Genomic DNA, 25354 nt, shown 5'->3' with positions numbered 1-25354 from the left:
GGCGGAACCCACACCTCCGGCAACAGAATCGCACCAGCCGATGCCCCCGACCGGAGGAGCCGGGACGTGCCCTCTCTGACCATGCCGGACGGCACACACCTCGCCTACCGCGTCCACACTCCGCCGGGACCGCCCTCCGGCCGGCCACCCCTTCTCCTCCTCCACGGCCTGGCAGGCCACATGGGGGAATGGGAAGCCTTGCGCGCACCCCTGCTCCGCGACGGTCACACAGTGATCGAGTACGACGCGAGAGGCCACGGCGCCAGCACCCGCCGCCCACCGACGATGACCCGAGCGGCCTGCGTCGCGGACGCGGCAACCCTGATCACCCGCCTCGAACTGGCCTCCGCAACCCTTGTAGGCCAGTCCCTCGGCGGCCACACGGCCCTCCTCACCGCGGCGGCCCACCCCGCCCTGGTCGCCTCCCTCATCCTGATCGAAGCGGGCCCGGGCGGCCCGAACCCGGACCTCCCGACGACCATCTCCACCTGGCTCCGGTCCTGGCCCCTCCCCTTCGAGTCCCTGTCCTCCGCCGAGACCTTCCTGGGCCACGAGGCTTGGGCAAGGGGCCTGGAGCGCAGGGAGGACGGCTGGCACCCCCGCTTCGACGCGGAGCGCATGACAGCGGCGGTCGCGGAACTGGCGACGCACTCCTACTGGGAGGAATGGTCCCGGATCACCTGCCCCACCCTGGCGGTACGCGGCGAGAACGGCACGATTCCGATCGCAGAGTTCGAGAAGATGAAGACCCGCCGCCCCAGCACCCACACCGCGGTGATCCGGGACTCCGGCCACGATGTCCACTTGGATCAGGCGGGGCGTCTGTATGAGGTGATCGCGGGGTTCCTGAGGACTGAGTAACCGCCCGGGGCAACGTCACCTCGCGGACTGCTTCAACGGTGTTCGCATCATTGACGCGAACACCGGAGAATCAGGGAAAGGCTGTTGTTCACCGATCTTTTGGTAACCCCAGCGTTCGTAAACTGCCTGCACCTTGCCGTCTCCCGCCGTGGGATTGACCAGGAGCGTGACACGCTCCTCGCTCCGACCCGCAAGCAGTTCTTCGTGGATCCGTTGGGCGAGCCCGGTGCCGCGCCACGGGCGGCGGACCACGATTTCATTGAGCGCCAGCGTGCGCTTGCCCGTCTCGACGGTGTACCCGTCGGGCAGCGGGGTCGTCATGGCCGCCCACCAGCGTGTACCGGGTCCGAGCGGTGCGGCGTAGGCGAACCCGGCCGGCTCACCACCGTCATACGCGAGAACCGCCTCCCAGCCGGGCGCTGAGCTGTGCCCCGAAAGCCGCTCGTTGAAGCGGTTGGCGGAATAGAAGGGGCCGGTGAGGCCCAAATCCCGCTGACGAACCTCGACATGGACGTCCACAATCGTCTGCCGTACCGGCTCGACATGGGTGTAGTGCCGCAGCTCCAGGCTCACAGAAGCTCCTTTTCGAACCATTCTCGGGTGGCGGGGGCATGAGGTGCGAGGGCGTGAAGCCGGTGCCCGAAGGAGTTGAGGAGGCGGGCTGTGCGTCCGTGCCGTGCCTCGGCCGGAATCCCGTGCGCGGTGGCGACGGCGAACTCGGGCTCCGCTGGCCGAGCTGGGCATGGGCGAGGTACGCCAGAGTGAGGGCCCGATTGCGTTTCATGTCTGGCCGCAGCCTCGCAAGAGTGTGATGCGCATGCGCCTCTGCCTCTTCCCACAAACCGAGCGTGGTCGTGGCGGTCAGGGCGAGAAGGTGAAGCTCAGCCGAGTCATAGAACCTCAGCCACACCGGACGCGGCGCTTCAGTGTCCGCCCGGGCCAGTGCTGCCTCGGCGAGACCAAGGCACCGCAGGCTCGCCTGGCGGTCATGCAGATCTGCGTGGTGTACGGCGGTACGGGCATGGACCAGCGAGGCGTAAAGCGGGTCCCGAGCTGCCCTGGTGCGCTTGGCAGCCTCGTCGGCCGCGAGAGCACTGGTGTATTGACCCATGTGCCGATACAGCGCCCCGGCATGTCCCCAGATGCGAAACTGCATCGAAGCGTCGCCGGAAAGGCCGGCCAGGGCCACGGCCTCCTTCAGGTGACGTTGGGCCTGATCGAGGCGTCCGCCGTCAATGGCGGCCCACAGCGCCGAGCCGGTAAACGCCGCGGCCAGCCCATACAGCTTTCCCCGCACCCTTTGAGATGCAGGCCTCGTCTTCTGCAGGTGCAGCGCGCGCTGGGCCCAGGCAAGCGCCGCCTCTTCGACGTGGTGAGTTCCACCCGTCTTGTTGTCATCGGCGATGATCAGCATGAACTGGGCCGCTAGCCGGTTCACGTCGGACTGCCCTACCCGGCCGGAGGACCCCGCAGCGTCGAGGGCGGCAGGAGTGAGGGCGGCGATGGATGTGGCGGTCAGGAAGTTGCGGCGGAGCACAGGCTCCTCCTCGTGGTGCTGAGCTTTGGGTAGGAGGGGATCGGCCACGGATCGGGCGTGCGGTACGAACCCCAGCTCGACGGTGGTGCACCCGAATACTGCTTCCAGCGCCAGGCGTTGCTTCGCCTGAGGCCACCGGGTTCTTCCAGACATGAGGTTGTGGATCGTACGGACCGAGACAGTGCCGGGCTTACCCGTGACCTGTTCGATCGCCCGGTTCATCGCCTCGGCTAACTCCTCCTGAGTGAGGCCGAGTTCGCGCATCCGTTTGGTGAGCTGCTGGTTGCTGGCCGCCACGTCGTCCACCGTAACGGCGGGCACTGCTCCGCATTCTGCGGCGCGTAAAGAGGTGGTCAGTTTTTCCGGTCGTGCGCAGTCGACTCGACCGCGGTTTTTCCTGCCGATCAGACACCACCCGCCGTTTACTGAGCGTCACAGGATCAACACACACTCTGGAGTCCTACATGGAGACGGTGATTCAGCGAACCCCCGGGCAGCTACCCGACCGTACTCAGATCCTCGCCGAGATCCGCCCGATCACCCGCCCTCGTCTCGATGTCCCTTCGCTCGCGAGCACGTTGCAGAGAACGGAGACCGTCTCCCAACTCCTCCGTTCCCTGCTCGCGGAGTTCCAAAGTGACGAGCGGGAAGCGATCCGCGTTATGCGCCGCCTCGGCACCCGGCTTCTGGCCGACGAGCCACAGGGCGAGCCGAGCCCGTTCACCGCCTGGCAGCACCTCGTGAACCTTGCCCGGTGCACCGAAGCGCTGCTCGACGTCGACGCCCGCAGCCGATGAAAGCCGGCTGCCCGGACTGCGAGACGTTCCGCAAAGAGCGCGCACTTCAGCTGCGCACCGGTGAGGGCGACCTGGGTGACCTCCTGACCCGGGTGGCCCTGCACGAAGCGAAAGCCCACCCCGTTCCCGCGCCCACCCAAGGAGCATCGATGCCCGCACACAGCATCCCGGCAGCTCTCACCCCCGTCCGACCGTGGGGCCTCAGCCGCCTGGCCCCGTACTCGACGACGACGAAGCTGCCGTACACCACCGTCGTTATCGACCCGACGACCCAACGTGGCGTCTTCCGTGACGAGCAGGGCAGGCCCGTCGACATGGGCAAGCACGGCACCAGCTCTGGCACGGAGACCTCCACCGCAACCAACCTCGACTCCCAGCCCGACCAGGGCCACGACCAGGACAGCCAGCAGGACTGACCGCCGTGACCGAGAAAGGATCCGTGCTGGTGGTCACCGAGCCGAACGACGTCACAGCGGACATGGTGATCAGCCACCTCAACCGACTGGGCGTACCGGTGGCCCGCTTCAACCCCGCGGACATCGGCGCAGCCGTGTCGATCGCGGCTCGCTTCGATGCATGCCCAGTTCGAGTGACCGGGCAGCTCCGCACACCGTCGAGATGTGTGGAGCTGGACGAGGTACGAGCGATTTACTGGCGCCGCCCCGTGTGGCCGGCCTTCCACCGCCTGCCAGCCGCCGACGCCCGATTCGCCGCATCCCAGGTCCGCTACGGCCTCGGTGGCGTCCTGTACGCCTTACGCGACTGCCGTTGGGTCAATCATCCCCTCAGAAACGCCGCGGCCGACTACAAACCGGCGCAGCTGGCGCTCGCCCGAACCTTCGGCCTCCGGGTACCGCCGACGCTGGTGACGAACGATCCCGACGACGCTCGCCGCTTCATCCGCGAACACGGCCGGGTGATCTACAAGGCGTTGCGGTGGACGCCGTACGCACGTAACGGCGTCGGCCTCACCACCTGGACCGAACCGGTCCGCGCTGAGGAAGTGGACGACACCGTGCGGATCACGCCCCATCTCTTCCAGGCTCGCGTCGACAAGGCCGCGGATCTGCGTGTGCTGATCGTCGGGAGGCGCGTGTTCACCGTACGCCTCGACTCTGACCTGCTGGACTGGCGGCAGGACTACTCCCGGCTGCGCTACGAGGTGGTAGACCTGCCCGACCGCTTGTCGCGCACCCTGCTCGCCTACCTGGAGCACTACGGCCTGGCCTCCGGATCCTTCGACCTCGCCATGGACCGGGACGGCGAATTTCACTGGCTGGAGCTGAACCCCAACGGCCAATGGGCCTGGCTGGAGGAGCAGACCGGACTGGAGATGGCTGCCGCGTTCGCGCACCTGCTCGCTGAAGGAGAAGCCCGTGTTGTCACCTGAGAGCATCCCGCACCGGCGGGCGCTCGCCGACCGGCTGGAGACCGCCGGTGTTCTGAAGGACCCTAAGTGGCGAGCAGCGGTCGAGGCAGTCCCGCGCGAGGTCTTCCTCCACCCGGGAGTCTTCCTACCGGCCGAAGGCGCACGCTGGCGCCCCGTCACGGCTCTGGGAACGGCTTCGGAGGAGTGGCTGGACATCGCGTACAGCGACCGCTCCCTGGCCACCCAACTGGACGGGCACCTGACCGCGGACCAGCCGGCCGAGCCGGTCACTGGCGTCCCTACTTCTTCCTCGACGACGCCCATGACCGTGGTCAAAATGCTCGAAGACCTGGACATCTCGGACGGGCAGAACGTCCTGGAGATCGGCACGGGCACCGGCTACTCCACCGCCCTGCTCTGTCACCGCCTCGGCGAAGACAACGTCACCACGGTCGAGGTCGACCCCCAGGTCGCTGCCCGAGCGGACGCCGCGCTGGAGGAGACCGGCTTCTCCACCTGGACGGTGACGGGCGACGGCCTCCTCGGTCATCCGCCCCGCGCTCCCTACGACCGGATCATCGCGACGTGTGCCGTGCGCCGCATCCCGTACACCTGGCTCCGCCAGACCAAGCCCGGTGGCACCATCCTGGCCACGCTCGGCTCCTGGTCGTACGGGACCGGCCTCGCCAAAGTCACGGTGAGCGAGGACGGCACGGCCGACGGCCGCATCATCGGCCGCTCCTCCTTCATGCACGCCCGATCTCAGGCCGCAGCACCACCGTCCGGCGACCTCTCGGCTCGCACTGCCTACGCCGACACCGAACGCCCCGCCAAGTTGCCGCCGACCCTGCTGGACGACTGGATGCCCGCCTTCTTGGCCCAACTGACGGCCCCGCGCTCCCAACTGGTTCGGGCCGGAGCCGCCGACGGAACCCAATTGCTGTATCTCTTCGACACCGACCGAGAGTCCTTCGCCGCCTTCACCGAAGACGATACCGGTGGCTGGTCGGTCCGGCAGGGCGGGCCGGTTGCCTTGTGGGATGCGATCGAGGCGACACTCGACGCCTGGCGGGCCACCGGTCGAGCCGACATCAGTGACGTACGACTCCACATCACCGATCGGGCGCACGTCTATTGGATCGGAGGTCGGCAGGTCACCACCGGCCGCCGCTCGCACCGGGTTGGAGAGGAATCCGGGCTGCGGTGGGAACACCACCTCACGTGAATGCGTGACATTCGGTGCGCGGGGGCAGCGACGGCTGCCCCCGCGGGCAGAGAGGGTCAGCCGCCCAGTATGTGGGCGAAGAAACCCAGGTCAGGGTTGTCCGGGGTGCCGACAAGCAGTCCCCGGTCGAGGATGATGTTGTTGTGCTCGCAACTCGTCTCGGGGAGCATCACGCAGGCGTGACAGGCGGCGAGATTCGTCCCGCTGGTGCCCGACGTCTCGGCCTCCATGCAGAGCGGGTCGGCGGAGCACCACTCGGCGCGGCGCATCGCCGATCGCACTGTGCGGTCGAGGAGCTCGGGTTCGCCCTGCGCTACGAGACCGCCGAGGCTGCCCGCCGAGTCGCTCGTCGCCGTGTAGACGAGCACGCCGGCCATGTCGTCGGCCGCGTACAGCCGCTCCCGCAGGGATGCGGCCGGATAACCGGATTCCAGGCTCCACTCGTTGACGAGGACGTGGGCCAAGGTGTGCAGCAGCACCATGCGCGGTGTCGCCGGGGACAGCACGGCACGGCTCGGGTCGTCGGCGCGCTGCTCCAGCACTCGCTGGTGAGCCGTCCTGATCCGTTCGGCCCGGGCCGCCACCGCGGGCGCCTTCTCCCAGATGCCCAGTCGCTCCTCGCTCAGACGCAGGAAGACCCCCTCGCCGCGGACCTCCATGGCCGGCAGCCAGCGGAGGGGCTTCTCAGAGAGCGGCATCTCCTTCGCGTCGGTCGTCGACTCGGCGTCGACGAGCCGGGTGAACGCCTTCAGCGCCCGCACCTCACGAAGCTTCTTCACCAGCATCGGGCCGGTGACACCCAGCGGATCGAGCACGCTCTGGTCACCGAGCGGCGACTCGCAGACGAATTCCTCCTCACGGGAGTGTTGGCTCTCGTCGTTGCCGGCGCGCAGGCGCTCGTACTCCTTGTTGCGCAGGGCGCGGTAGCGATGGTCGAAGGACGGAGCGGCGTCACCCTCGGCCTCCTCCTCGCGTTCCGCGTCGAGCAGGGTCATCACTTCGTCGAGCGAGAGAGGCCACGGCTCGTCGAAGACGGCGTCGAGGTAGGCCTCGACCCGCGCGGGATCGTCGTACTTCCTGAGCTTCTCCCAGTGGCCCGCGAGCGGATCAGCGCGACCGCTGCTCCACGGCGGGATGGAGAGCGCCGACTTCAGCACCGGCTGCCACACCGAGGAGGAACCGCGCTGCAGCGTGCGCAGGGGGCGTCCGCACCCCCCGGCCGGGACGGAAGTGCCGAGCCAGGGACGAGTACCCCGGCAGGTGAGCCCGAGATCCTTCAATGCGCTCCTACGGAAGGAACCTTCCATCGAGACCTCGGGCACCTTCCCGCAGGTGCAGGAGACGAGGATCGAGCGAAGCGAGGAAGTGCGCCCCGACGTGCGCATCCTGAGCTTGCCCCCGCACTTCCCGGATGCCGCCGAGCCGCGGTCGGTCGAGCGGTGCACCCACTGCCAGTAGGGGAACTCGTCGAGATGTCCTGCCTCGCAGGCGACAACGAAGCGAGAGGGGACGAGGTCCACCTCGCACGTGCCGCAGACGCTTCGGCCGGGTGGTGGAGTGAAGTCCCGGTGTCGCTGCAGCTCGTTGCATTCGGGGCAGGAATGCATCAAGGGGAAGCGGCGCACCCGCAGACCGTCGTTGCTGTCGTCGTCGGATGCCGGCGGCAGCCGGAAGTGATCGACCCCGAGCAGCCGTTCCAGACGTCGCTCGTGGATGCGCGGTGCCTCGCGGTCGCTCCAGCTCCGGTCGGCCTCGTCCAGGCCCGAGACGATGAAGGACTCATGGTCGACGGCGACGAGCGAGCCGACACCGTATGTGGTGATCGCTTGGGCACGCCGGACCGTGCCGCGTCGCGGCAGGTTGTGGGCGGGCATGGAGCCGTTCGCTCCGGTTCGGCGGCGCCTCGCGGGCGGCGGGGTCATCGGGTTCCCTCCATGAACAGGGCGGACTCGGCATCGACGTCGCGCAGGCTCCACAGCGTGGCCCATGCGTCCACGTCGGACTCGTCGTCGTAGGGCTTGAGGAGCGCGGGCGCACGGCTGCCCTTCTGCGGTTCGAAGAGCAGACTGTTGTGGATGTCGGCTTCCTTGATCCACCAGTCGACGAACTCGTCGAAGCCCTTGTCCACGCTGTCGGTCTCCTCAGGAGTCACCGTGCCGACGCGCTTCAGCAACCACTCCTTGATGGGACCGCGCAGAACACCCTCGTAGGTCTCGACCCTGCCGGCAGCCTCGTTGGGGCGGGCCTCCGGGACCAGGATGCGGGCGAGGGCGACGATCACCGCGTGCAGGCCTCGTTCGCGGGCACGAGCGGAGAACGGAGTCACGGACGTGGACTCGACCTCGCGGTAGAGAGCCGAGTGGTAGTGCTGGAAGTTCTCGTAATGAGAACGGTCCCGCGCGCGAGCCGAGTTGAGCATGACCGCGACCAGGCCGGGACAGGCGCGCCCGACGCGGCTCGTCGCCTGGATGTACTCGGCGGTCGTCTGTGGTTGGCCCATCACGGCCATCAGACCCAGTCGGTCCACGTCCACGCCAACCGCGATCATGTTCGTGGCGAGCAGGACGTCCACGGTGTCCTCGTCGGGAAGCCGCTTTTCGATGCCCTTGAGCCGAGTGGGGATCTCGCTCGCGTCGATACGGCTGGTCAGCTCCGAGTAGTTGGCGATCTGGCGCACCGCGACGCCCTCGCGCTCGGCGAGGACCTCCAGGTAGGCCACGACGTCGTCGTGGACCTGAAGTTCGGCCGCGGACAACAGCCGCAGACTGTTGAAGTAGCCGACGAGGCTCCAGTACGCGTCACGCACCTTGTCGTCGGTGTCGGCGTGCAGAGCCCGATGCAGCAGCGTGGCGTACGTCCGGATGAGCAGCGTGGCCTGGCTCGTACCGGGCGCCAGTAGACCCACGTAGCGGCGGCTGGCCTTCTCCTCGCGCGGCGTCTCCACGGCGAACCACGAGTCGCGCGCGTCCAGGCCGGCGGGTGGGAACTGCCGCACCTCACGGGCGAAGAGGTGGCGGCCTTGGTCGGCCGCACGCCGGATGGTCGCCGTCGAGGCGATCACCTTGGGGTGCTCCGCCAGTGCGTCCACGGCGGTCTCGTAGAGGCCTGTGAGGGTGCCCAACGGGCCGGAGATCAGATGGAGCTCGTCCTGGACGATCAGCTCCGGGGGAGGGGTGCCGTCGTCGGGGTCGTCGCGGTTGAAGAGGGCGGAGGTCTGCGGGCGCCACGGCATGGAGGCGAACTTGTCCACCGTGGCGATCACCAGCGTCGGGCGCGCGTCGTACACCGCCTGGTCGATCAGGTGGACGGGCAGGCCGTCGGCGAAGTCGCAGTCCGTGCCGGGGCAGCGGATGTACATCCGCTCGGCGACCTTGTCCACCTCGTAGTTCCGCGCGTCGAGGCGGGTCCCGCACCACGGGCAGGCATGCAGCTGGACGGGGTTCTCGGTGGCGAGCCGCTTGTCGAGGTCGGCGCGCAGCTCATCGAGCCTTGCGGCCGCCTCGGCCAGCGTGTTGGGTGTGGCCGAGCGGCCTACCCACATACCGACGGAGAATTCCTCGTCGCCCAGCTCGGGCGTGCGACGTCGCATGTGCTCCATGGCACAGAGCAGGATCGCCGCTCGCTCGAACTGCTGCAGGGTGAGCAGCCGGAGCGTGTAGCGCATGAGGACGGTGACGCCACCGCCGTTCTGCCCCTTGCGGATGCGGCGCAGGAAGGACGTCAGGGCGATCAGCCCGAGGTACGCCTCCGTCTTGCCGCCGCCGGTGGGGAACCACAGCAGATCGGAAATCTTCCGGTCGTCGTGCTTGGGGTCGTCGATGCCGGCCAGGCAGAGCAGCAGGAAGGCGATCTGGAAGGGCCGCCAACGGCCGGCTGTCGGATCGGGGCTGCCAACGCGTCCGTCCTTCACCCACGCGCTGCGTGCACGCTGCTCGGCCATGGCACGGTTGGCGAGCCGGAACGCCTTCATCAGTTCGGGCTTCTCGCGCAGCAGCTCGATGCCCTCACGGATCCGGCCGAGTGCGTCGCCGCACGCCTTCACCTGCTCCCGCGCCGACTCCTCGTGCGGACCGCCCTCCAGAGCGTCCGCCTCAGCCGATTTCCGGTGGATCCAGTCCTCGTATCCCGTGGCGAGTGCCTCCAGCGCCGCCAGCACCTCGGCGTCGGGCCTCTCGGCCAGCCCCAGCATCGACAGGGACGAGCTGTCGATCTCCGGGTTGGAGTCTGTCAGCAGCACCTCCACGCTGGGCACGAATTCGGTGCGCACCTCGGGGACTGCGGCTTCGCGTGCTTCGGTCACCCCTATCGGAGAGGGCACCCAGTCCCATGCGGCGGCGCAGCCGTGTCCGACGGCGAAGGTCGGGACATGGCGGTGCAGCAACCGACTGGTGGCCATCTCGGGGTCGTGCGCGGCGGTCGGGGCGGGGCGCTCGACGATCACACTGGAGCCGTCGGCGGCCCGGACCCTCAGGCCGCACTGGAACAGGGCGAAGGCGTCTTGGAGGTCCCACTCACCCACCTTCTGCCTGTTGACCAGTGTCACTGTGACCGTGACCGTCCTGGTGCCGGGATCGGGGCTGCGGACGACGACACGCAGTTGAGCCCTGTCGTCGAGCTTCACTCGCATGTCGCCGACAGGGGTGGTCACGTCGATCGGGACATCGGGGAGGTCGAGTTCCTTGCGGTGCCACCGTTCGCGCTGTTCGGCGGTGGTCCGAGCCTCGGCGCGGCGCGCCGGAATCGGTTTTCCCTCGGCGTCGGTGGGCTCGTAGATCGCGGCCCGGGGGGAGACCACGATCGTGCTCGTTCCCGGCGCGACCGCGAACGTCAGCCCCATGGAGGAGGGCCGCCTGTCCCCCGAGACCCCGAGATCCTCGGTGCCGCCGGCCTCCTCCGCGTCTCCGCGGGTGGGCAGCGGAGCGGCGTCCGGGCCGTCCTGTTCGGCGGCGTCCTCGCCCTTGCGCTCCGTCGAGGCACGCGGGTACAGCACACCGGTGAGATAGCGGTCGATCGGCGCGTCCTGGGCGAGAACCTCGGCCCGGTCCTCCGACGCCGCGCCCTCGGCGGGGCCGAAGAGTTCACGGCGGAGACCCACGAGGAGTTCCTCGTCCCGCACCCGGTAGTGCTCGGAGTGCCGCTCTGCCTCGTTCGTCATGCGCCCTGCTCCTCGTCGTGTTCAGCGCGTCGAAACATGCCGATGCCGGTGATTCGGGGAACGATCCATACCCCTCGGTCACCGAGCCCGGCGTTGGTGCCGGCCGCGACGCCGCCCGCCGCGGTCTCCAGGGTTTCGATCCGCAGGCCGTGGATCTCGTCGGGCCACCACGGGTCCCACGTCCGGTTGACCTTCTGCACCTGGAAGAGCTCCTCCCGGAAGCGCTCCGACGCCTCGCCGACCTCCCGCCCGTGGTGGATCAGAGCGTACGGAGGACTTTGGGACTCACCCATCGGCAGGTCGTGGCGTTTGCGCAGCACCACCTCGTGGCCGGGGCGGACCCGCTCCAGGAGATACGCCTGAGTTGCCACGGCGTCGGACGCGTGGCTGGGCGGGTCGTCCCGGCAGATGTCACCGGCCTCAGCGACGATCCCGTACCGGTCGTACGACCGCCATCCACCGACGTACCGTCGACCGCTCTTGCGGCCGCCCACTCTCCGGAACATGGGCGACTCAGGGGGACTCATGTAGAAGAGGTCTTGTCGGGCGCGCGTCATCGCCACGTACAACGCCCGGGCCTCGGCAGGGAGGTCCAGTTCGTCCTTGTACTGCTTGCGCAGCTCGGGGACGGCCGGAGGCGTCAACACGATGACCCGGTCGAACTCCAGGCCCTTGGCCCGATGGACGGTGGAGACGACGATCCGGGCGGTCTCCGGGTCGGCCGCCTCGTCGGGGAACCGGCCGTCGGCGACCAAGCGGCGCAGCCGATCCAGGTCGAGCGCGGTGCGGCCGGGCGAGCGCGTGGCTCGCCGCAGCACCGTCCACAGGGCCCTCGCGTTCGGCTCATGAGCCAGTGGTATCTCCGCGAGCAGGGAACGGAACCGGTCCTCGGTCAGACCGGTGGCCTCGGTACGGCGCAGCAGCTCCGCCACCCAGTAGGGCACCGGCCGCTCCTCCAGGGGACGGCGCAGTCGGTGCTCGACGCCGTGCTCGTGGAGAAGACGGGAGACGACCAACGCCTGCCGGTTGTCGCGGGTGAGGATCGCACAGGTGTCGTCGAGGTCCCGCAGGCCCTGCAGGGTGTATGCGTCGGTGAGATCGCCGTGGGCGTTGGTGGGATCGAGGAGCAGGTCGCGTAGTTCCTCGTAGAGCGTGGCCGCCTCGTCCGCGTCCCGGACCCGCTGGAGCCGGGGACCGTGCGCCAGCGCGAGACGTGCCTCCGGAGTGACGGCGCGGTGATTCTCGGTGAGGTGCAGCTCCACGAGTTCGTCGAGAAACGAGCACCGCAGCCACTCGAAGAAGCGGCCGGTCTCGGCGTCCCGTTCTTCGCGATCCTCGATCTGGAAGCCGTAGACCGACTGGGCGGCGTCGCCCACCACGGTGAAACCGCAGCTGTCCCGGTAGCGGTCGAGCAACGCCTCGACCAGTTCCCGCCGGTCACCCAACAGGTCCTGCACCTCGTCGATCACCACATGAGCGGGCGGCACGAAGTCACCGGCCTCCAGCGCGCCCTTCTCGACGGCCTCGGTCGCGGCGCGGATTCGCTCATCGAAGGAGACCCCGCCCCACTCCCGGTCCGGAAAGGCCTGCAGCAGCACCCCGTACGCCCAGGCGTCGAACGTCTGGGCGCGCACCCGGCGGGCCCGCTCCCCATGCCGCGTGATGCGTTCGCGCAACTCACGGGCGGCGGCCCGGGAGAAGGTGAGCATCAGGATCTCCGATGCCTCCAGCGCCTCGTCCGGGTCCTCGTGACCGCAAAGCGCGTCCAACCGGCGCACCAGGGTATGCGTCTTACCCGCCCCGGCGCCCGCCGTGACCAGGACGCGCGCATCCCAGGGTTGCTCGACCACAGCCCGCTGCTCGGTCGTGAGCGGAGGGCTGTCGAGGTAGACGTCGGTCACTTGCGGCTCCAGAGGTGCTCGAACTGGGTGAACGCGAGCTGCGTGTCGAAGTTGGCGATGTTGTCACTGACGTTGAGGATCAGGCAGGTGTCCTTGCCGCCGTTCTTCGGCCCGCGTAGACCACGACCGATCATCTGCTGGTAGACGTTCCTGCTGAAGACAGGCCGCGCGACGACCACGACACGGGTCGACGGGGCGTCGAACCCCTGAGTCAGAACACCGTAATTCGTGAGGACGCGAATGCGGCCGTTTCGGAAATTCTCGATGCGGGTGCGACGATCCTGCGCACTGGTCGTCGAGTCCACGGCGGCGGACGGCACACCCTGGTCGTTGAGCATGGCCGCCAGATACTTGGCATGGTCGACTGATGTTGCGAAGAGCAACGTCGGCCAGTCCTCCGGCAGCTCGGCCACCGAGTCCACGATGCGCCGGCTGCGCGCGTGGTCGTCGGCGAGCCGCTGCTCGGCGGCACGGGACAGCATCGCCATGCGCTCGGCGTGCGTCTTCTCGTCCCGGCTCAGCTCGATCCGACCGCCTTCGAGCGTGCGGTGCTCGACCTCGGCGAGCATGCCCCACTTCTGCAGGTCACGGTACGGGTCACCGGACGGGAAGACCCCTTCGTCGAGTCTCCTGTTGCCGAAGCGGTTGATCAGCCGCCGTGTCTCGTCCTCGTTGGTGTTGCGGAAGGGGGTCGCGGTCAGACCGAGCAGATGTCGGCGGGTCTCGTACTGGGTGAGCCCCAGCAGGCCCAGGACCTCGGTGTACCGCTTGGAGATGGCGGTGTGTGCCTCGTCGACGATGACCAGGGCGGCGTCGCGCAGCCACGCGTACTGGTCGGTGCCCAGGCACTTCTCCAGTTTGGCGTCGGTGGCGACCACCAGGTGGGGGTGCTCGAGGATGTTCCCGACCTCGTTGCTGCTCCACAGGCGGCTGATGGTAAGCGGGCGCTCCGCACCTACTTTGCCCCAGACGAACTTCCAGCTCTGCACGGCCTGTTCGCACAGTTCCTCGGTCTGCGCGATCCACAGCAGCGGACCTTTGAGGTCACCGACCCGCTTGACCCAGCGGATGACGGCCTCGGCGGTGACCCGCGTCTTGCCCGCGCCGGTCGGCAGCGACAGCATGCCGCGCTGAGGGGCCAGCCGGTCGAGCATGGTGGAGATGTTGCGGACCAGGTCCTCCTGATAGCCGTGCAGACCGGGGAAGTCCCGCGGGCCCTCCACGGTCTCGGATTGGGGCGGCGACGGTGTCCGCGAACCGGCGAACGTGATCGGCAGCTTCAGGTCCGAGACGAACGCGATAGCGGCCGACGAACCTCCGTACGACATCGGAGCGTCGGGAAATCGGGCCTGGATGTCACGGGAGTGCTCCTTGAGCACGCCGTCACCGTGTGCGTTGAAGGCCATCTGGGCAATACGGCGAGGAGACGGCTCCGCACCGCCCGTCGCTTGGAGTTCGGCCTCCATCAACCCCTCCGGAAGGCCTGCCCTGAGCGCGTCCGCACCGATCAGCAGCTCGATCTTGGTCACGACGTCCTTCGCCTCGCGCACGGCCTTCCGAGCCGCTTTCAGCTCGCCGTCGCGGGCCATGCGTTCCTGGTGCTCCAGCACCTCACGGCAGCCGGCCGCACCGAGACCGAGACCGAGTTCCCGGTCGATCAGACGCAGCATCGGTTCGGGTTCCAGCGGCACGCGGACCTTGACGATGCCGTCCTGACGTACGGCGTCCAAGGGAGAGGCGTGGGTGCCGTTGGGGGTACGCGTGACCTCCTCCAGCTCGGTGCACCGCTGCACCGTGTTGTTCCGGTTGCCGCTGTTCAGCCGCTGCCGCAAGGCGGGGAACAGCTCGACCAGCGGTACGGGGTCGCTCTCGGGCACTTCGCGGGTCTCCCGGCTGATCACGTCGGAATAGCGGAGCATGCCCCACTTCTCCACCATCAGCTCGGCGTCCGCGGCCGTCTGCACCAGCAGTGCCGGGAGCTGCTCGGCGCGCAGCGCCCGGTACTCGATGTCTCCGACCGCCAGGGTGATCTCGCCGTCGGGGCGGGTGCCCCAGGTGTCGCCGATCCGGCAACGGGTCAGGGAGTCCTCAGGGAAATCCGCTCCGAAGCGGGTCAGCATCACGTACGTGGTGCCGACGAACACGTCGTCCTCGCTGCGGGACACCTCGTCGAGGAGCACCTCCCAGCGGTCGGCAGGAACCTCTTCGATCGTGCCGGGCAGGCGCAGCCTACGGGCCTTCTCGGCGGAGATGTCGGCGACGGGCAGCACGTCGCGGTACGCGGCCAGTTCGGGTCCGACGGCCTCGGTCAGCGGCTTGAGGCCCTGGGAGGTGGCGACCGTGCCGAGCTTCCGCAACATCCATCGGATCGGCGACGTCACCGCTTGGCGGGTGCTCGTCTGGGCCCCGAACTGTCGCGTCCAGTTGGCGACAACGGCGTCGTCGGGCAGTGCTCTCAGGTAGCGGGCACGGGATTCCGGCGAGAGGTGCCGGAAGAGGTGGAGCTGGCCGCCGATCGCGGCGCCCTCAACCTTCATCCGGGTCAGCGAGGGCCGGGGAGCACCGCTGTCCAGGGTACGCAGGTAGGCGGCGTGGACGGCTGCCCGGTACTCCTCGAACCACTCCTCGCCCGCTTCCGGCTGCACTCCACCGGCCGGTCGGTCCTTCAGCCCCACCAGGGAGAAGAAGTGCGTGTCGTCGGAGTGGAAGCGCATGTCGACGGCCACGGCGGGGTCCCGCTCGGCGTCGACCACGACGCCGGGCAGCATGCAGTCACCGATCGATCGGAATCGCTTGTCGGCGGTCCGGACACGGAGGGTCGAGCGGGGGGTGGGCACCCGCTCCAGCACCTTGTGGGTCAGTCGGCGGACCCCGGCCCGACGGAAGAGTTCCCAGAACCGCAGCCAGTCCGAGTCGGTGTAGTGGTCGAAGCCCTGGTCGAGGACGCTGACGAACCGACCTTCCGCGTCGGCCTCGCGGATGCCGAGGACATCGAGGGCATGGCTCAGCGACGAGTCCCGGGCCAGCTCGGCGATCACGTACACCGTGGACTCGCGCAGTCCGTCCTGGCCCTCGGCCCGACGGAACACCTTGCCGTGCACCGGTGCGACGAGACCGTGCTCCTCGGTGAGCACGATCCGCGCCCTGCGCGCCGCCTCGGCGTGCGGGGACTCCTGCTCGATCAGGTCGGCCACGATGCGGACGGCCACCGCCGACGCCTCCGGTGTTCTTTTCTCGACCAGGGCCTCCAGCCATTCACGTACCGCGGTGCGTTCCTGCCCGGCCGCCTCGAGAATGTGCTCGACCTTCCCGGAGCGCAGGGCGTCAGCCTCGACGCTCGGGTGCAGCCAGTTCCCGGGGCGTCCGGGGCACTCGTTCCACATCCGCAGCCAACCGGCGAGCTTCTTCGGGTTCTTGTCGAGCCGCGGGTGGGCGCGGAGGGCCGAGGGGGCTCGCAGGACACCGTCCTGGTCCGGCAGCGAGGGGGAGCGCGCGGCGCGGGTCCAGATCTCCCGGGTCAAGAAGTCGTCGGCCCAGCTGATGGTCTCCTTGGTACGGCCTGGGAGCAGCGGCAGATAGGCGGCAGGGTCCTCGGCCGGGGCGAGTGCGGGAAGCGAGTCGACGACCAACTGCGCCGCCCTGCGGATCATCTCCTGGTTGAACGGGGAGGAGTCGAGAAGGTTCTGCCGGTCCTCGTTGGTCTTCCAGGCGCCGTTGAGAATGCCGCTCAACGACATCTCGTACTTGGTCGGGAAGAAGGACCAGAACTTGCCACGGCCACGCGAGCGGGGGCTCAGGTACAGGCCGCTCTCGGGGTCCTTCTCCAGGGAGGGCACGCCCCACGACAGGTCGACCGCGATGCGGTCGTGCAGCTCGCCGGCATCGGCGCGTGCCGCCGGTCCGGGTTCGTGCGTCACGGTGAAGACACGCCACCGCTCGGTGTGAGGCGTCCTGCCGGTGCGCTCCTCGACCACGGTGTGCAGGTCGCCGGACCGACGGGTGGTCAAGGTCCGACGGACCACGGGCCGGGGCCGGCGGTCCTCCAGCACGACCTTGGCGACGTGCGGCGAGAAGAGCTGGAAGCCGACCGGGAACTCCTCGCGGGGTTCGCCGTGATCCCTGCCCCGCCCGCCGTGCATGTCCCGGCCGAGCCGCTCGTCGGCCCTTGGCAGCAGAGGTAGACGAACGACGGTTGTCGCCCATGACAACAGCTCGTCGAGCACGGGGTCCACGGCACGTTCCGCCTGCATGTCGAGCGGGCGGGCCATCCGCAGGACGGGGGCGTCGAACTCCGGGCCGTAGCGCGCCATCACACCGGGCACGGACTTGATCTTCTCGTAGGACCAGGCCCGGTTGAATCCGAAGCTGCCGCTGCTGCTGAAGAATTCCGGGGTGTCGGTCACCACGAGAACGGACTTCACGCCGACGCCGAAACGCCCGATCTGACCGCCGCGCTTCTTGGACATGCTCATTCTAAGGATGGTCTCCGCGCCTTCCGGGGACACCGGGTTTCCCTCGTTCGCGCAGTGCAAATGGCTTTCCGTCAGGACGACATGAATTCGTCCTCCGGGTTCGTCCGCGATTTCGTCGGCCGCGTTCTGGACGAGTTCGAAAAGCTGTCGGTCGCCGTATCCACCCTGAGTGATGCGGCGTTCGCCGTTGGCGTGCTCGGCCACGAGGCCCGGGTCCACGGCATAGGTCTGGAGGACGCGGGCGGACTGTCCGAGAACGGTTTCGACGACTGCGGAGGAAGGGGACTGCACTGTTCTGCGCTCCTGAGTGTGGTGAGGGGCGAAAGTTGGGCGACGGACGGGCCGGCAGGAGCTTGTGCGAAGCCGGCCCGTGGCGGTCGGGCGTGTTCCGGGGTCGCTCGAGAGCGTCCTCGCCGCAAGTCGAAGACGCTTCTGTACAGCGAACTTTCGAGATCGAGGGACGTGTGCCGTCGACTCTGAGGGCCCTAGTCCGGCAGCAGGTGGACCACCTTGGCCAGATCCGGGAACTCCTTGACGAAGTCGCCCTCGGACACGTCGTGCCGGTGAAGAACATCGGCCGCATCGGCCTTGCTCGTCGCCCGACGAATGTCCGACTCCAAAGCGCTGCGCTCACGGTACGAGAGCAGCAAAAAATTACCTTCGTTGTCGTCCAACTCTGAGCCCCCCTAGCACATTCTTCGCTGTTGTCTGTACAGGGGTGCAATGAGGCACGCCCCCGTGAAGACGGCATTGTTGAAGCCTGGATCGTTCTTTTCCCGCGATCACGGTACTGGGCGGAGACCTCGGGCTGCCAGCTCTTTCGATAAATGCTTCTTGCGCAGCTGGCAGGTGTGCGTGGATACAGCTGTCCCCTCTTGCGCCGAGATGATTTCGGGCGCAGTTGTCCCCCCGGCCGCCCGACGTTTCGGATGCAGATTGTGCGAGCGGGATGGATTTCCCATCGATAGGCACAGTAGTGATGGCGGCGCAGCGACGCAAGCGCCAAGTCGCCTGCTGCTGAGGGGAGTTGACGGTTCCACTTCATGCGGCGGGATGGAGCAGGGGCGAAAGGGGTGATGCGGGCAAATCGGAACGGCAAGGCCAGCGACCCTGTCGAGGCGTCCTGTTAACTTTTGATTGACAAGATCGGTGGTGTCAAATTAGCGTCGTCAGTACGACCCGAGAGGAAGAGCAGGTGGCACGTGGAGATAGGTGAGGAGTTCGGGCCGTGGCTGGCCAGGCAGCTCAAGCTTGCGGGGAAGACGCAGGCGGAACTGGCCGAGGAACTCGGCCTGACCCGAGCCGCCGTCTCCGCGTGGATCACCGGAAGGTCGACCCCACGCCCCACGGTGATGGCGGACATCGCAACGGCGCTCGGCACGGATCTCGGCACGGTGCACACGCGCACCACCGACACTCAGGCCGGTCTCCCGGTGACCTGGTACCACCGCCCCGGCTACCCGGACGGCGGCCGTGAACTGGGCAATGCCGCCGCCTTCGCTTTTGACGCGGACGTACAGGTGCTCGCCCGCGAGACCTGTCAGAACAGTCTCGACGAGCGTCTGACGGAGAACGGCCGCCCCGTCCGAGTGCGGTACACCCTGCACGAGTTGACCGGCGAACACCTTGACGCCTTCCGTGATGCGATCCTCTGGAACGACCTCTTCCCGCACTATTCGGCCGTCTCGGAACTCGCCGGTAACCAGAAGGTCGGGCGGGTCGTGGACGCGGGAGTGCGCGACATGTACGAGAAGGGCCGTCTGGTCCTGCTGCGTGTCGACGACTACAACGCCTCCGGCCTCACTGGCGACGATTACGCGGACGGCAAGTTCGCCGCCGTCGTCAGGCGTCAACTGGAGAGTCTGAAGTCCGGGCGCTCGGCCGGCGGTTCGTACGGCCTCGGCAAGGCGACGCTCTGGGCCACAAGCGCTCTTGGCCTCGTGCTCATCAACTCCACTCTCTCTGTTCCCCATGAGGGACGCACCGAGCGACGGATGATCGGCCGCCTCGAACTTCCGTGGCGGGAAGTCGACGGTCGCCCGTACGCGGGCCCCGCCTGGTTCGGGCGCCCTGATCCCGACTCGCCGGGCGCCGAGGTCGCCCGCTCCTGGTGGGCGGACGAGGAGACGGTGGCCCGCCTGCACCTGAGCCGCGACAGCGACGAGCCTGGTACGTCCTTCCTCATCGTCGGCGCGCATGACGTGGCCAGCCTGGAGGCGAGCGGGTCCGACCTCGACGACGACATCGTCGAGGAGGAAGGGGACGAGGACACGCGCGACATCCGCAGAATGCACAAACGGCTCGTCCAGGCGCTGGGTCGTGACTTCTGGGCCGCCATGACCGGTGGCGGCGGCCGACTTCCCCTCCTGGAGGTGTCGGTCCGCGCTCTGCGCAACGACGGAGAGGTGGTGGTGGAGGAGACAAAGGTGGACCCCTCCGTCGAACAGCCCTCCAGGACCCGTGCCCTGCGGGCCTACTACGACGGCACCACGGTGGATCGGCTCACCGAGGCCGGACACGTTGCGGCTCGGAACGTTCCCCTGAAGCTGCCGCTGTCGGGCGGTGTTGTCGGCGGCACGCTGGGGATCCATCAGGCGGTGCTGCTGGTCACCGAGGCGGCAGGCGACAACGACAGGCCGATCAATCAGGTGCATTCGCTGCGCGGCAATCGCATGACCGTCAAGAAGGCGACGGTCCCGAGGCTGCCGATCGGGACCAACCCGTTCCAGGCCGTTCTCTTGGTAGGTGAGGCCGCCGGGGAAGCCGCTCCCTTCGCCAAGGAGGCCGAGGAGTTCCTGCGTGCGGCGGAGCCCCCCGAGCACGACCGTTGGGGTCAGACGGAGGAGTTGACCCTGCGCTGGTCGCCCTCCGCCTACCGACGGATCGAAGGGCTGACCAAGGAGGTCAACAACGCGGTCCGGGAACTCGTCGCGCGCCCGAGGCGCAGCAGCCGCGAAGGCGGCGAGGCCCTGCGCAAGGCGCTGACCGTGAAGAAGCGGCCCAAGGCGAAGGTTCCCACCGGGCCCGTGATCCCGGTCCTGAACGGGCTCGATGCGACGATCGGCGAGGCGGGGGAATGGCGGATCACCGCCGAGGTGAGCATCCCGCGTGGCGATGAGATCGTCCCCATGGCGCCCGTCGCCCTGTTGGACGTCCGCTCCGGCGGCCGCCCGAAGTTGGACTGGGCGGAACTCGAGGCTGTCGAGGGCTGCGAGGTGGAGGACGGCACCCTTCGGTTCCCTCCTGGTGTCCGCCGCGCGACGTTTCGGGGAGCGACCGACGTCACCAGCCACCCGGTCAGGACGGCGCTGACCCGACTGGTGCTCGAACTGCGAGCCGGCAAGGGGGAGTGACGCGTGAAGATCTACCCGTACAAGCGGCTCAACCGCCCGATCACACTCCGGGTGACGTCGGTCTCCCTCAAACTCGCGGACGGTACGCGGGACCAACTGGACACCAGTGCCTACTCGACTCAGCAGCAGGTCGTCGCGCTCGGCGTCGCGGGGCACGAAGACTGGGTGAGCGCCACCATCGGCCTCTCGGCGACCCTGCCTCCCGGGGCCGACGTGCCGGACGCGGCCTGGTCCGACGTGCGTGTCGTCGCCGTGCTGACGGACGGCGAGACCAACGTACGTACTGCGACGCACCTCACGCGTGACGCTGAGGACAGCCGTGACTGGTCGGGCTCCCTTGAGGTGCTCCGCGACGACCACCTGGGGCGTGCCTCCCTCGCCGTCGACGCCGTCGGCACGGTCGACGGAGTGGCGGGACGGTCGATAGCCGAGACCGACCGGAGCTGGACTGTCGACACGGTCTCCGACGAGCCGGTCGGCGGTCTCCAACTGGAGGTTCGCAAAGCTTCGTTCACCAGGAGTTCCAGGGAATGGCTGCGGGCCTACGCCGACGCGCCCTGGATCGTGGACACCTCGGCCAGAGTACCCACCGTCTTCGTCAACACCGATGTCGAGGGCATCGTCGGGCTGTTGAACAGCAGTGGCTCCGGCGTGGAGAGCAAGGTCCGCGACCTTCTCGTCGCCCAGATGGCCACGGACGTATGGACCGCCGTGTTCCACGGGGCGATGGGTGACCTGGAGGTGGAACCCGGTGGCAGCCCGGTCTTCCCCACCGACTGGCAGGGCGAGGTGCTGCGGGAGATGCTCCCGGACGTCGTCCCCGGAGTGCACGTCGAGGAGGCTCTCCGGCAGGTGCACCGCCGGCGCACCGGCGACGCGGGCTGGGCCGAGCTCCAGACACGTATCCACTATGCGGCCATCCGACGCGCAGAAGCCTCCAGAGCGCTGGGCTATGCCATCCGCAGTCTGGAACAAGCCAACCGGGAGAGCGAGAAGTGATCACCCAGCCCGACCACGTACCGGAGCGCCTGGCGCTGCTCCCAGCGTCGGCCGCCGACAGATTCCTCACCGAGCAACTGCTGAAGGCCGAGCAGGTCCACGGGGGCATCGACCTCGCCAAGGCGGTCGAACCGCTTCCGGAGGACGATGCCAGGTGGGCGGTCGAGCCGATCCGCAGCTTGGTGGAAGACGCCATGTTCGAGTTCCGCGACGACCGGACCCGCGCCGACGCGTGGCTCGCGCCGAGGCTCCATGCCACGCTGCGCCTTACGCGGCGGGAGGCGGCGGACAAGCGACTGTGGACGCACCTCGCGCTGGCGGTGGCCCCCGACTACGTGGCTTGGCGGCACCTGTCGGAGTCGACGGCGGCACGGCCGGAGCGGCGTATCCCGGCGGAGCGCTTCCAGGGCCCTGCGGACCGCCAGTGCTTCTCCCGTCTGTGGTGGGCGGCCGAGCTGTTCCGGAACGGGGCGGATTACGAACCCGTGGAGGTGGCCTGTGGCAACCAGGACCTCATCCACACCGTTCTGCGGAGGGACCTGATCGATCACCGTCCTACCGCTCAGGCCCTCGTCCGGCTCGTGAAGAACGGCAAGATCACCACAGGGCGGGAGATCAACGGCCTGAGCGTTGCCGTCACCGCGGCCGGCGCGACCTTGGTCTACGACGTGCTTGCACCGGACGAGCCCAGGGACCCGGCCGCTCTGCGGCACTGGATCGCAGAGGCGGAGACGGCACCCCCGGTCTCGCGCCACGTTCTTCCCGACGGGCCCGACGAGGATCCTGTCCCCGAAGAGTCCGTGGCCGCGCTCGTCGACCACTTCACGGAGCTGTTCGAGACCGCGCCGGTCAGAGGCAGGAAGAGCGAGGTCTGAACCGGCACCCGCCGTGGCTATCCTGCCGACGCCTTCTTCTTGCGAGCCGTGGAGCGCGGCGGCGCCTGTTCCTCGGGGCGCGGGCAGCGGGCGGAGCAGTCGTCTGCCGTCCCGCAACCGTGGCTGCGCAGCTTGGCGCGCTCCTCTTCCGTGGCCGGCACCCACGGCTCCCGCAGTGCCTCCGGGTCCGGCGCGGGAAGACCGAGCGCTGCGCTCAGCAGGTGGGCACCGAAGAGGGGCGGCACGGCGTTGCCCACCTGCTGCGCCTGTGCCGTGCCCGACCAGGGGTAGCCCGGCGGGAAGCTCTGCAGCATCCCCGCCTCGTTCATGCTGAACCGCGGGCCCTCCCAGACGATGCCCGGGTTGTCGCCGACCGGCTCGAAGACCACGAAACGGGAGATGCGGCCGGTCACGGTGGTAGCCGGCTGCTGGTCGGTCCGGACACCGCGTCGCCCCGGATGCCCCGAGCTGCCGTAGTTCGAGCGGACCAGGAAGGGCTTCCTGCGATCCGGGAGGGCACTGCCCATCGACACCCACTGCTGGCGCTCGTCGTCCCTGTCCCGGCGCGTCACCGGCTCGGGGGCGCTCACGTCGTCGAGGGTCGCCTGATGCGCCTGGGCGGGAACCCGGCCGATCCTGCTGTTCCACTCCTTCGCCTCATAGGGGAGATGGGTCGGCTTGGGAAGGAAGGGTTCACCGAGCCCCTCACGACGAGCTATCAACACGGCTCGGGACCGTGTCTGCGGCACCCCGTAGGTCTCGGTGTCGAGAACCTTGACCTTGACCTCGTACGTGGTGCCGTCGGGGAGGCCGACGTACTTCAGCACCCGGGCGTAGTGGTGCCAGAGCGCCTCGACCGCGGGGACCTGCTCCAGGACGATGACGTCGTAGGGCCGGTTCCCGCGGTTCGGGCTCCTGGTCGCCTGGATCGCGTACCGGAGGGGTTCGAGGACCAAGGCGGTGCGCGGATCGCTGAGCTTCTTCAGTTCCTCGTCGATCTTCTCGTCGGAGTCGCCTGCCATGAGTCGTTCGATGTAGCCCTTGACCTCCTCCAGGGCCTTGCGACCGGCGCCGCTGCCGGCCACCGAGTACGTCTGGCACGGTGGGCCACCGGCGAGCACGTTGATCTCCGGGGGCAGCGACTCGAAGGCGTCCCTGCGGACCGCGCTCACGTCGGCGTGGAGGGTGTCCAGACCGGCTGCGTAACGCGTCAGGCAAGCGCTTTTGTCCCACTCGATGCCGAGGCTGGGGACGTCGAGCACGTGCGCGGCGACGTCCAGCCCGCCGGGCCCTGCGAAGAGATCCAGGACAAAAGGCTTGTCGAGGATGGGCTGATGGGGCGCCGTGCTGGTCATGTGGCGGAAGTCTAGCCGGCGGACGGGACTGCCGGGTGCCCGTCCAGCGCTGCGGCGACGGCCCGCCCCAGCACCTCTCCGACCGGCGGCGGTGTCGCGTGCCCGATCTGGCGATACCTGGAGGTCTTGCGCCCGCAGATCTCCCACGAGTCCGGGAAACCTTGGAGCAGAGCCGCCTGGTCAACTGTGATTTTCACCATGTTGTCCCGGCCGAGCGCCGGATTCCATTCGAAGTCCGGGCCGGGGATCGTGTCGCCCAAGGTGTGAGCGTTGACACCCATGACCGCCCACTTCCGCTTCGCCCCCGTGGGCCCCAGGTCGGCGCCGCCCCGGTTCTTGGAGCCTCCCACCAGCGTCGGAGCCGGCTGGTCGGCCTGGGCCGCCCAGCGGTCGGCGTCCTGCCAGCCACGGGACGCCATGGAGGTGCCCAGGGCCTCTCCGACCGTCATGGGTTCGGACACAGTGGGCGTCGGGTGTTTGACCGCCCCGGCCCGATGCCCCTCCACGGCCATCAGCACGCCCTGCTTGCGGTTCTGCGGTACGCCGAAGTCGGCGGCGTTGACCACGAACCAACTGAACTCGTATCCCAGGTGGGCGAGTTCAGCGTGAGCGAAATCACGGAACCGCTGATACTCGTCCGAGTGGGCGAGGCCGGGGACGTTCTCGATGAGCACGGCCCGAGGCCTGATCGCATGGACGAGAAGTACCGCGGCCTCCAGCAGCCGCTCTTCGAGACCCGAGTCCGTCCGCCCCACGGTCGCGCTCGACTTCACCCGAGGCAGACCCGCGGACAGCAGATCCACGTCGTAGGTCTGCGGATACTCGCTCGGATCGAAGTCCAGGAGATCCGTCTGGAGCACGTTCCAGTGCGGACGGTTGGCCTTGAGCGTCCGGCAGGCGTCGTCGTCCTCGTCCAGCAGCAGGCGCGGCTCGAACCCAGCCCGCTCCAGCCCGAGGGCGAGGCCACCCGCTCCGGAGCACACGTCGACAAAGGTCAGCCCACTCAACAATTCTTCCCCCGATCTCGCTGCGCCCTCCGCCGCTCGACCGCTGCCGCGACACGTAGGGCCACATCCTCCGGTGCCTCATGCTCCCAGAAGCGCAGCACCTCCCACCCGGCCGCGATGAGATGCTCCGTGGTCTCCGCGTCGCGCGCCATGTTGCGGTCCAGCTTCCGCCGCCACCACTCGGCGTTCGACTTCGGCTGGGTGGCGTGTTCGGGGCACCCGTGCCAGAAGCATCCGTCGATCAGGACGGCGACCTTGACCGAGGTGAAGGCTACGTCGATCCGGCGTCGGGCCATGCCGGGCACCGGGTACTCGACGCGATAGCGCAGTCCGCTCGCGTGGAGCAGACGACGGACCGCCAACTCGCAGGCTGTGTCCTTGCTGGCCTGCTTGCTCATGCGCGCCGAGACGGCTGGCGACAACGGCTTCATGGCGCTCAAGGCGGCTG

At 68.5% G+C, this 25354-nt stretch carries 18 protein-coding genes; 8 read left to right on the top strand and 10 right to left on the bottom strand.

All coding sequences use genetic code 11. The features are described 5' to 3' along the window. Positions 1-66 precede the first annotated feature (66 nt). Positions 67-861, top strand: a complete 795-nt coding sequence (locus CCN42_RS29825) for an alpha/beta fold hydrolase (protein ID WP_245877529.1) — start codon at positions 67-69, stop codon at positions 859-861. A gap of 15 nt (positions 862-876) precedes the next feature. On the opposite strand, the gene CCN42_RS29820 is transcribed toward CCN42_RS29825, so the two are convergent. Together CCN42_RS29820 and CCN42_RS46375 are read right to left on the bottom strand one after the other, a co-directional pair. Further along, positions 877-1347, bottom strand: a complete 471-nt coding sequence (locus tag CCN42_RS29820; RefSeq protein ID WP_483883543.1) for an N-acetyltransferase family protein — start codon at positions 1345-1347, stop codon at positions 877-879. Beyond that, a complete protein-coding gene (locus CCN42_RS46375) occupies positions 1250-2620 on the bottom strand; it encodes an NsdA family TPR-like regulatory protein (protein ID WP_483883544.1) in 1371 nt (456 codons plus the stop codon). The genes CCN42_RS29820 and CCN42_RS46375 overlap by 98 nt, the downstream gene beginning before the upstream one ends. 242 nt (positions 2621-2862) lie before the next feature. On the opposite strand from CCN42_RS46375, the gene CCN42_RS29815 reads away from it, so the two are divergent. The 4 genes from CCN42_RS29815 (at position 2863) to tgmC (ending at position 5789) form a co-directional block, all read left to right on the top strand. After that, entirely contained in the window at positions 2863-3195 is a 333-nt protein-coding gene (locus CCN42_RS29815; RefSeq protein ID WP_086740274.1) for a hypothetical protein, read from the top strand. A gap of 149 nt (positions 3196-3344) precedes the next feature. Then, entirely contained in the window at positions 3345-3611 is a 267-nt protein-coding gene (gene tgmA / locus CCN42_RS29810; RefSeq protein WP_086740272.1) for a putative ATP-grasp-modified RiPP, read from the top strand. A 5-nt stretch (positions 3612-3616) separates the two neighbouring features. Beyond that, the gene (tgmB, locus tag CCN42_RS29805; RefSeq protein ID WP_086740270.1) at positions 3617-4585 is read left to right on the top strand and encodes an ATP-grasp ribosomal peptide maturase; all 969 of its coding nucleotides are present in this window, start codon (positions 3617-3619) and stop codon (positions 4583-4585) included. Next, positions 4575-5789: an ATP-grasp peptide maturase system methyltransferase gene (gene tgmC / locus CCN42_RS29800; protein WP_086740280.1), complete on the top strand. Its 1215-nt coding sequence runs from the start codon at positions 4575-4577 to the stop codon at positions 5787-5789. Before tgmB ends, tgmC begins: the two co-directional genes overlap by 11 nt. Positions 5790-5845: 56 nt before the next feature. Here tgmC and drmB read toward each other — a convergent pair whose 3' ends face one another. The 5 genes from drmB to CCN42_RS42220 all read right to left on the bottom strand — a co-directional run bounded on the left by drmB (position 5846) and on the right by CCN42_RS42220 (position 17991). Next, a complete protein-coding gene (gene drmB, locus CCN42_RS29795) occupies positions 5846-7711 on the bottom strand; it encodes a DUF1998 domain-containing protein (RefSeq protein WP_086740268.1) in 1866 nt (621 codons plus the stop codon). After that, positions 7708-10944, bottom strand: a complete 3237-nt coding sequence (locus CCN42_RS29790) for a helicase-related protein (protein WP_086740265.1) — start codon at positions 10942-10944, stop codon at positions 7708-7710. The genes drmB and CCN42_RS29790 overlap by 4 nt, the downstream gene beginning before the upstream one ends. Then, positions 10941-12845, bottom strand: a complete 1905-nt coding sequence (locus CCN42_RS29785; protein ID WP_211294825.1) for a UvrD-helicase domain-containing protein — start codon at positions 12843-12845, stop codon at positions 10941-10943. The genes CCN42_RS29790 and CCN42_RS29785 overlap by 4 nt, the downstream gene beginning before the upstream one ends. Then, complete coding sequence (locus tag CCN42_RS29780; protein ID WP_086740262.1) at positions 12842-17608, bottom strand: DEAD/DEAH box helicase; 4767 nt, start codon at positions 17606-17608, stop codon at positions 12842-12844. Before CCN42_RS29780 ends, CCN42_RS29785 begins: the two co-directional genes overlap by 4 nt. Positions 17609-17802: 194 nt before the next feature. Further along, positions 17803-17991, bottom strand: a complete 189-nt coding sequence (locus tag CCN42_RS42220) for a hypothetical protein (RefSeq protein WP_143662053.1) — start codon at positions 17989-17991, stop codon at positions 17803-17805. A 528-nt stretch (positions 17992-18519) separates the two neighbouring features. Between CCN42_RS42220 and CCN42_RS29775 the strand changes: the two genes are divergently transcribed. The 3 genes from CCN42_RS29775 to CCN42_RS29765 are packed head-to-tail and all read left to right on the top strand — an operon-like array spanning position 18520 to position 22544. Then, a complete protein-coding gene (locus tag CCN42_RS29775; RefSeq protein WP_086740259.1) occupies positions 18520-20670 on the top strand; it encodes a helix-turn-helix domain-containing protein in 2151 nt (716 codons plus the stop codon). Between the two features lie 3 nt (positions 20671-20673). Further along, positions 20674-21669, top strand: a complete 996-nt coding sequence (locus CCN42_RS29770; protein ID WP_086740257.1) for a hypothetical protein — start codon at positions 20674-20676, stop codon at positions 21667-21669. Beyond that, on the top strand, positions 21666-22544 hold the full coding sequence (locus tag CCN42_RS29765; protein WP_086740255.1) for a DUF6339 family protein: 879 nt from the start codon (positions 21666-21668) through the stop codon (positions 22542-22544). Before CCN42_RS29770 ends, CCN42_RS29765 begins: the two co-directional genes overlap by 4 nt. A 17-nt stretch (positions 22545-22561) precedes the next feature. Here the strand turns inward: CCN42_RS29765 and CCN42_RS29760 are convergent, their stop codons facing one another. Genes CCN42_RS29760 through CCN42_RS29750 form a run of 3 tightly spaced genes read right to left on the bottom strand, consistent with a single transcriptional unit; the run spans position 22562 to position 25304 of the window. Next, entirely contained in the window at positions 22562-23899 is a 1338-nt protein-coding gene (locus CCN42_RS29760; RefSeq protein ID WP_086740253.1) for a DNA cytosine methyltransferase, read from the bottom strand. Between the two features lie 11 nt (positions 23900-23910). Beyond that, a complete protein-coding gene (locus tag CCN42_RS29755) occupies positions 23911-24906 on the bottom strand; it encodes a DNA cytosine methyltransferase (RefSeq protein ID WP_086740252.1) in 996 nt (331 codons plus the stop codon). Then, positions 24903-25304 carry a very short patch repair endonuclease gene (locus tag CCN42_RS29750; protein ID WP_086740278.1) on the bottom strand — a complete coding sequence of 134 codons (402 nt, stop codon included), beginning with the start codon at positions 25302-25304 and terminating at the stop codon, positions 24903-24905. The genes CCN42_RS29755 and CCN42_RS29750 overlap by 4 nt, the downstream gene beginning before the upstream one ends. Positions 25305-25354 lie beyond the last annotated feature (50 nt).

Source organism: Streptomyces glaucescens, from assembly GCF_002154375.1.
In the GTDB taxonomy this organism is placed as follows: domain Bacteria; phylum Actinomycetota; class Actinomycetes; order Streptomycetales; family Streptomycetaceae; genus Streptomyces; species Streptomyces glaucescens.
The sequence above is the reverse complement of the archived record's forward strand: the minus strand, read 5'-3'. Positions and strand labels throughout refer to the sequence as shown.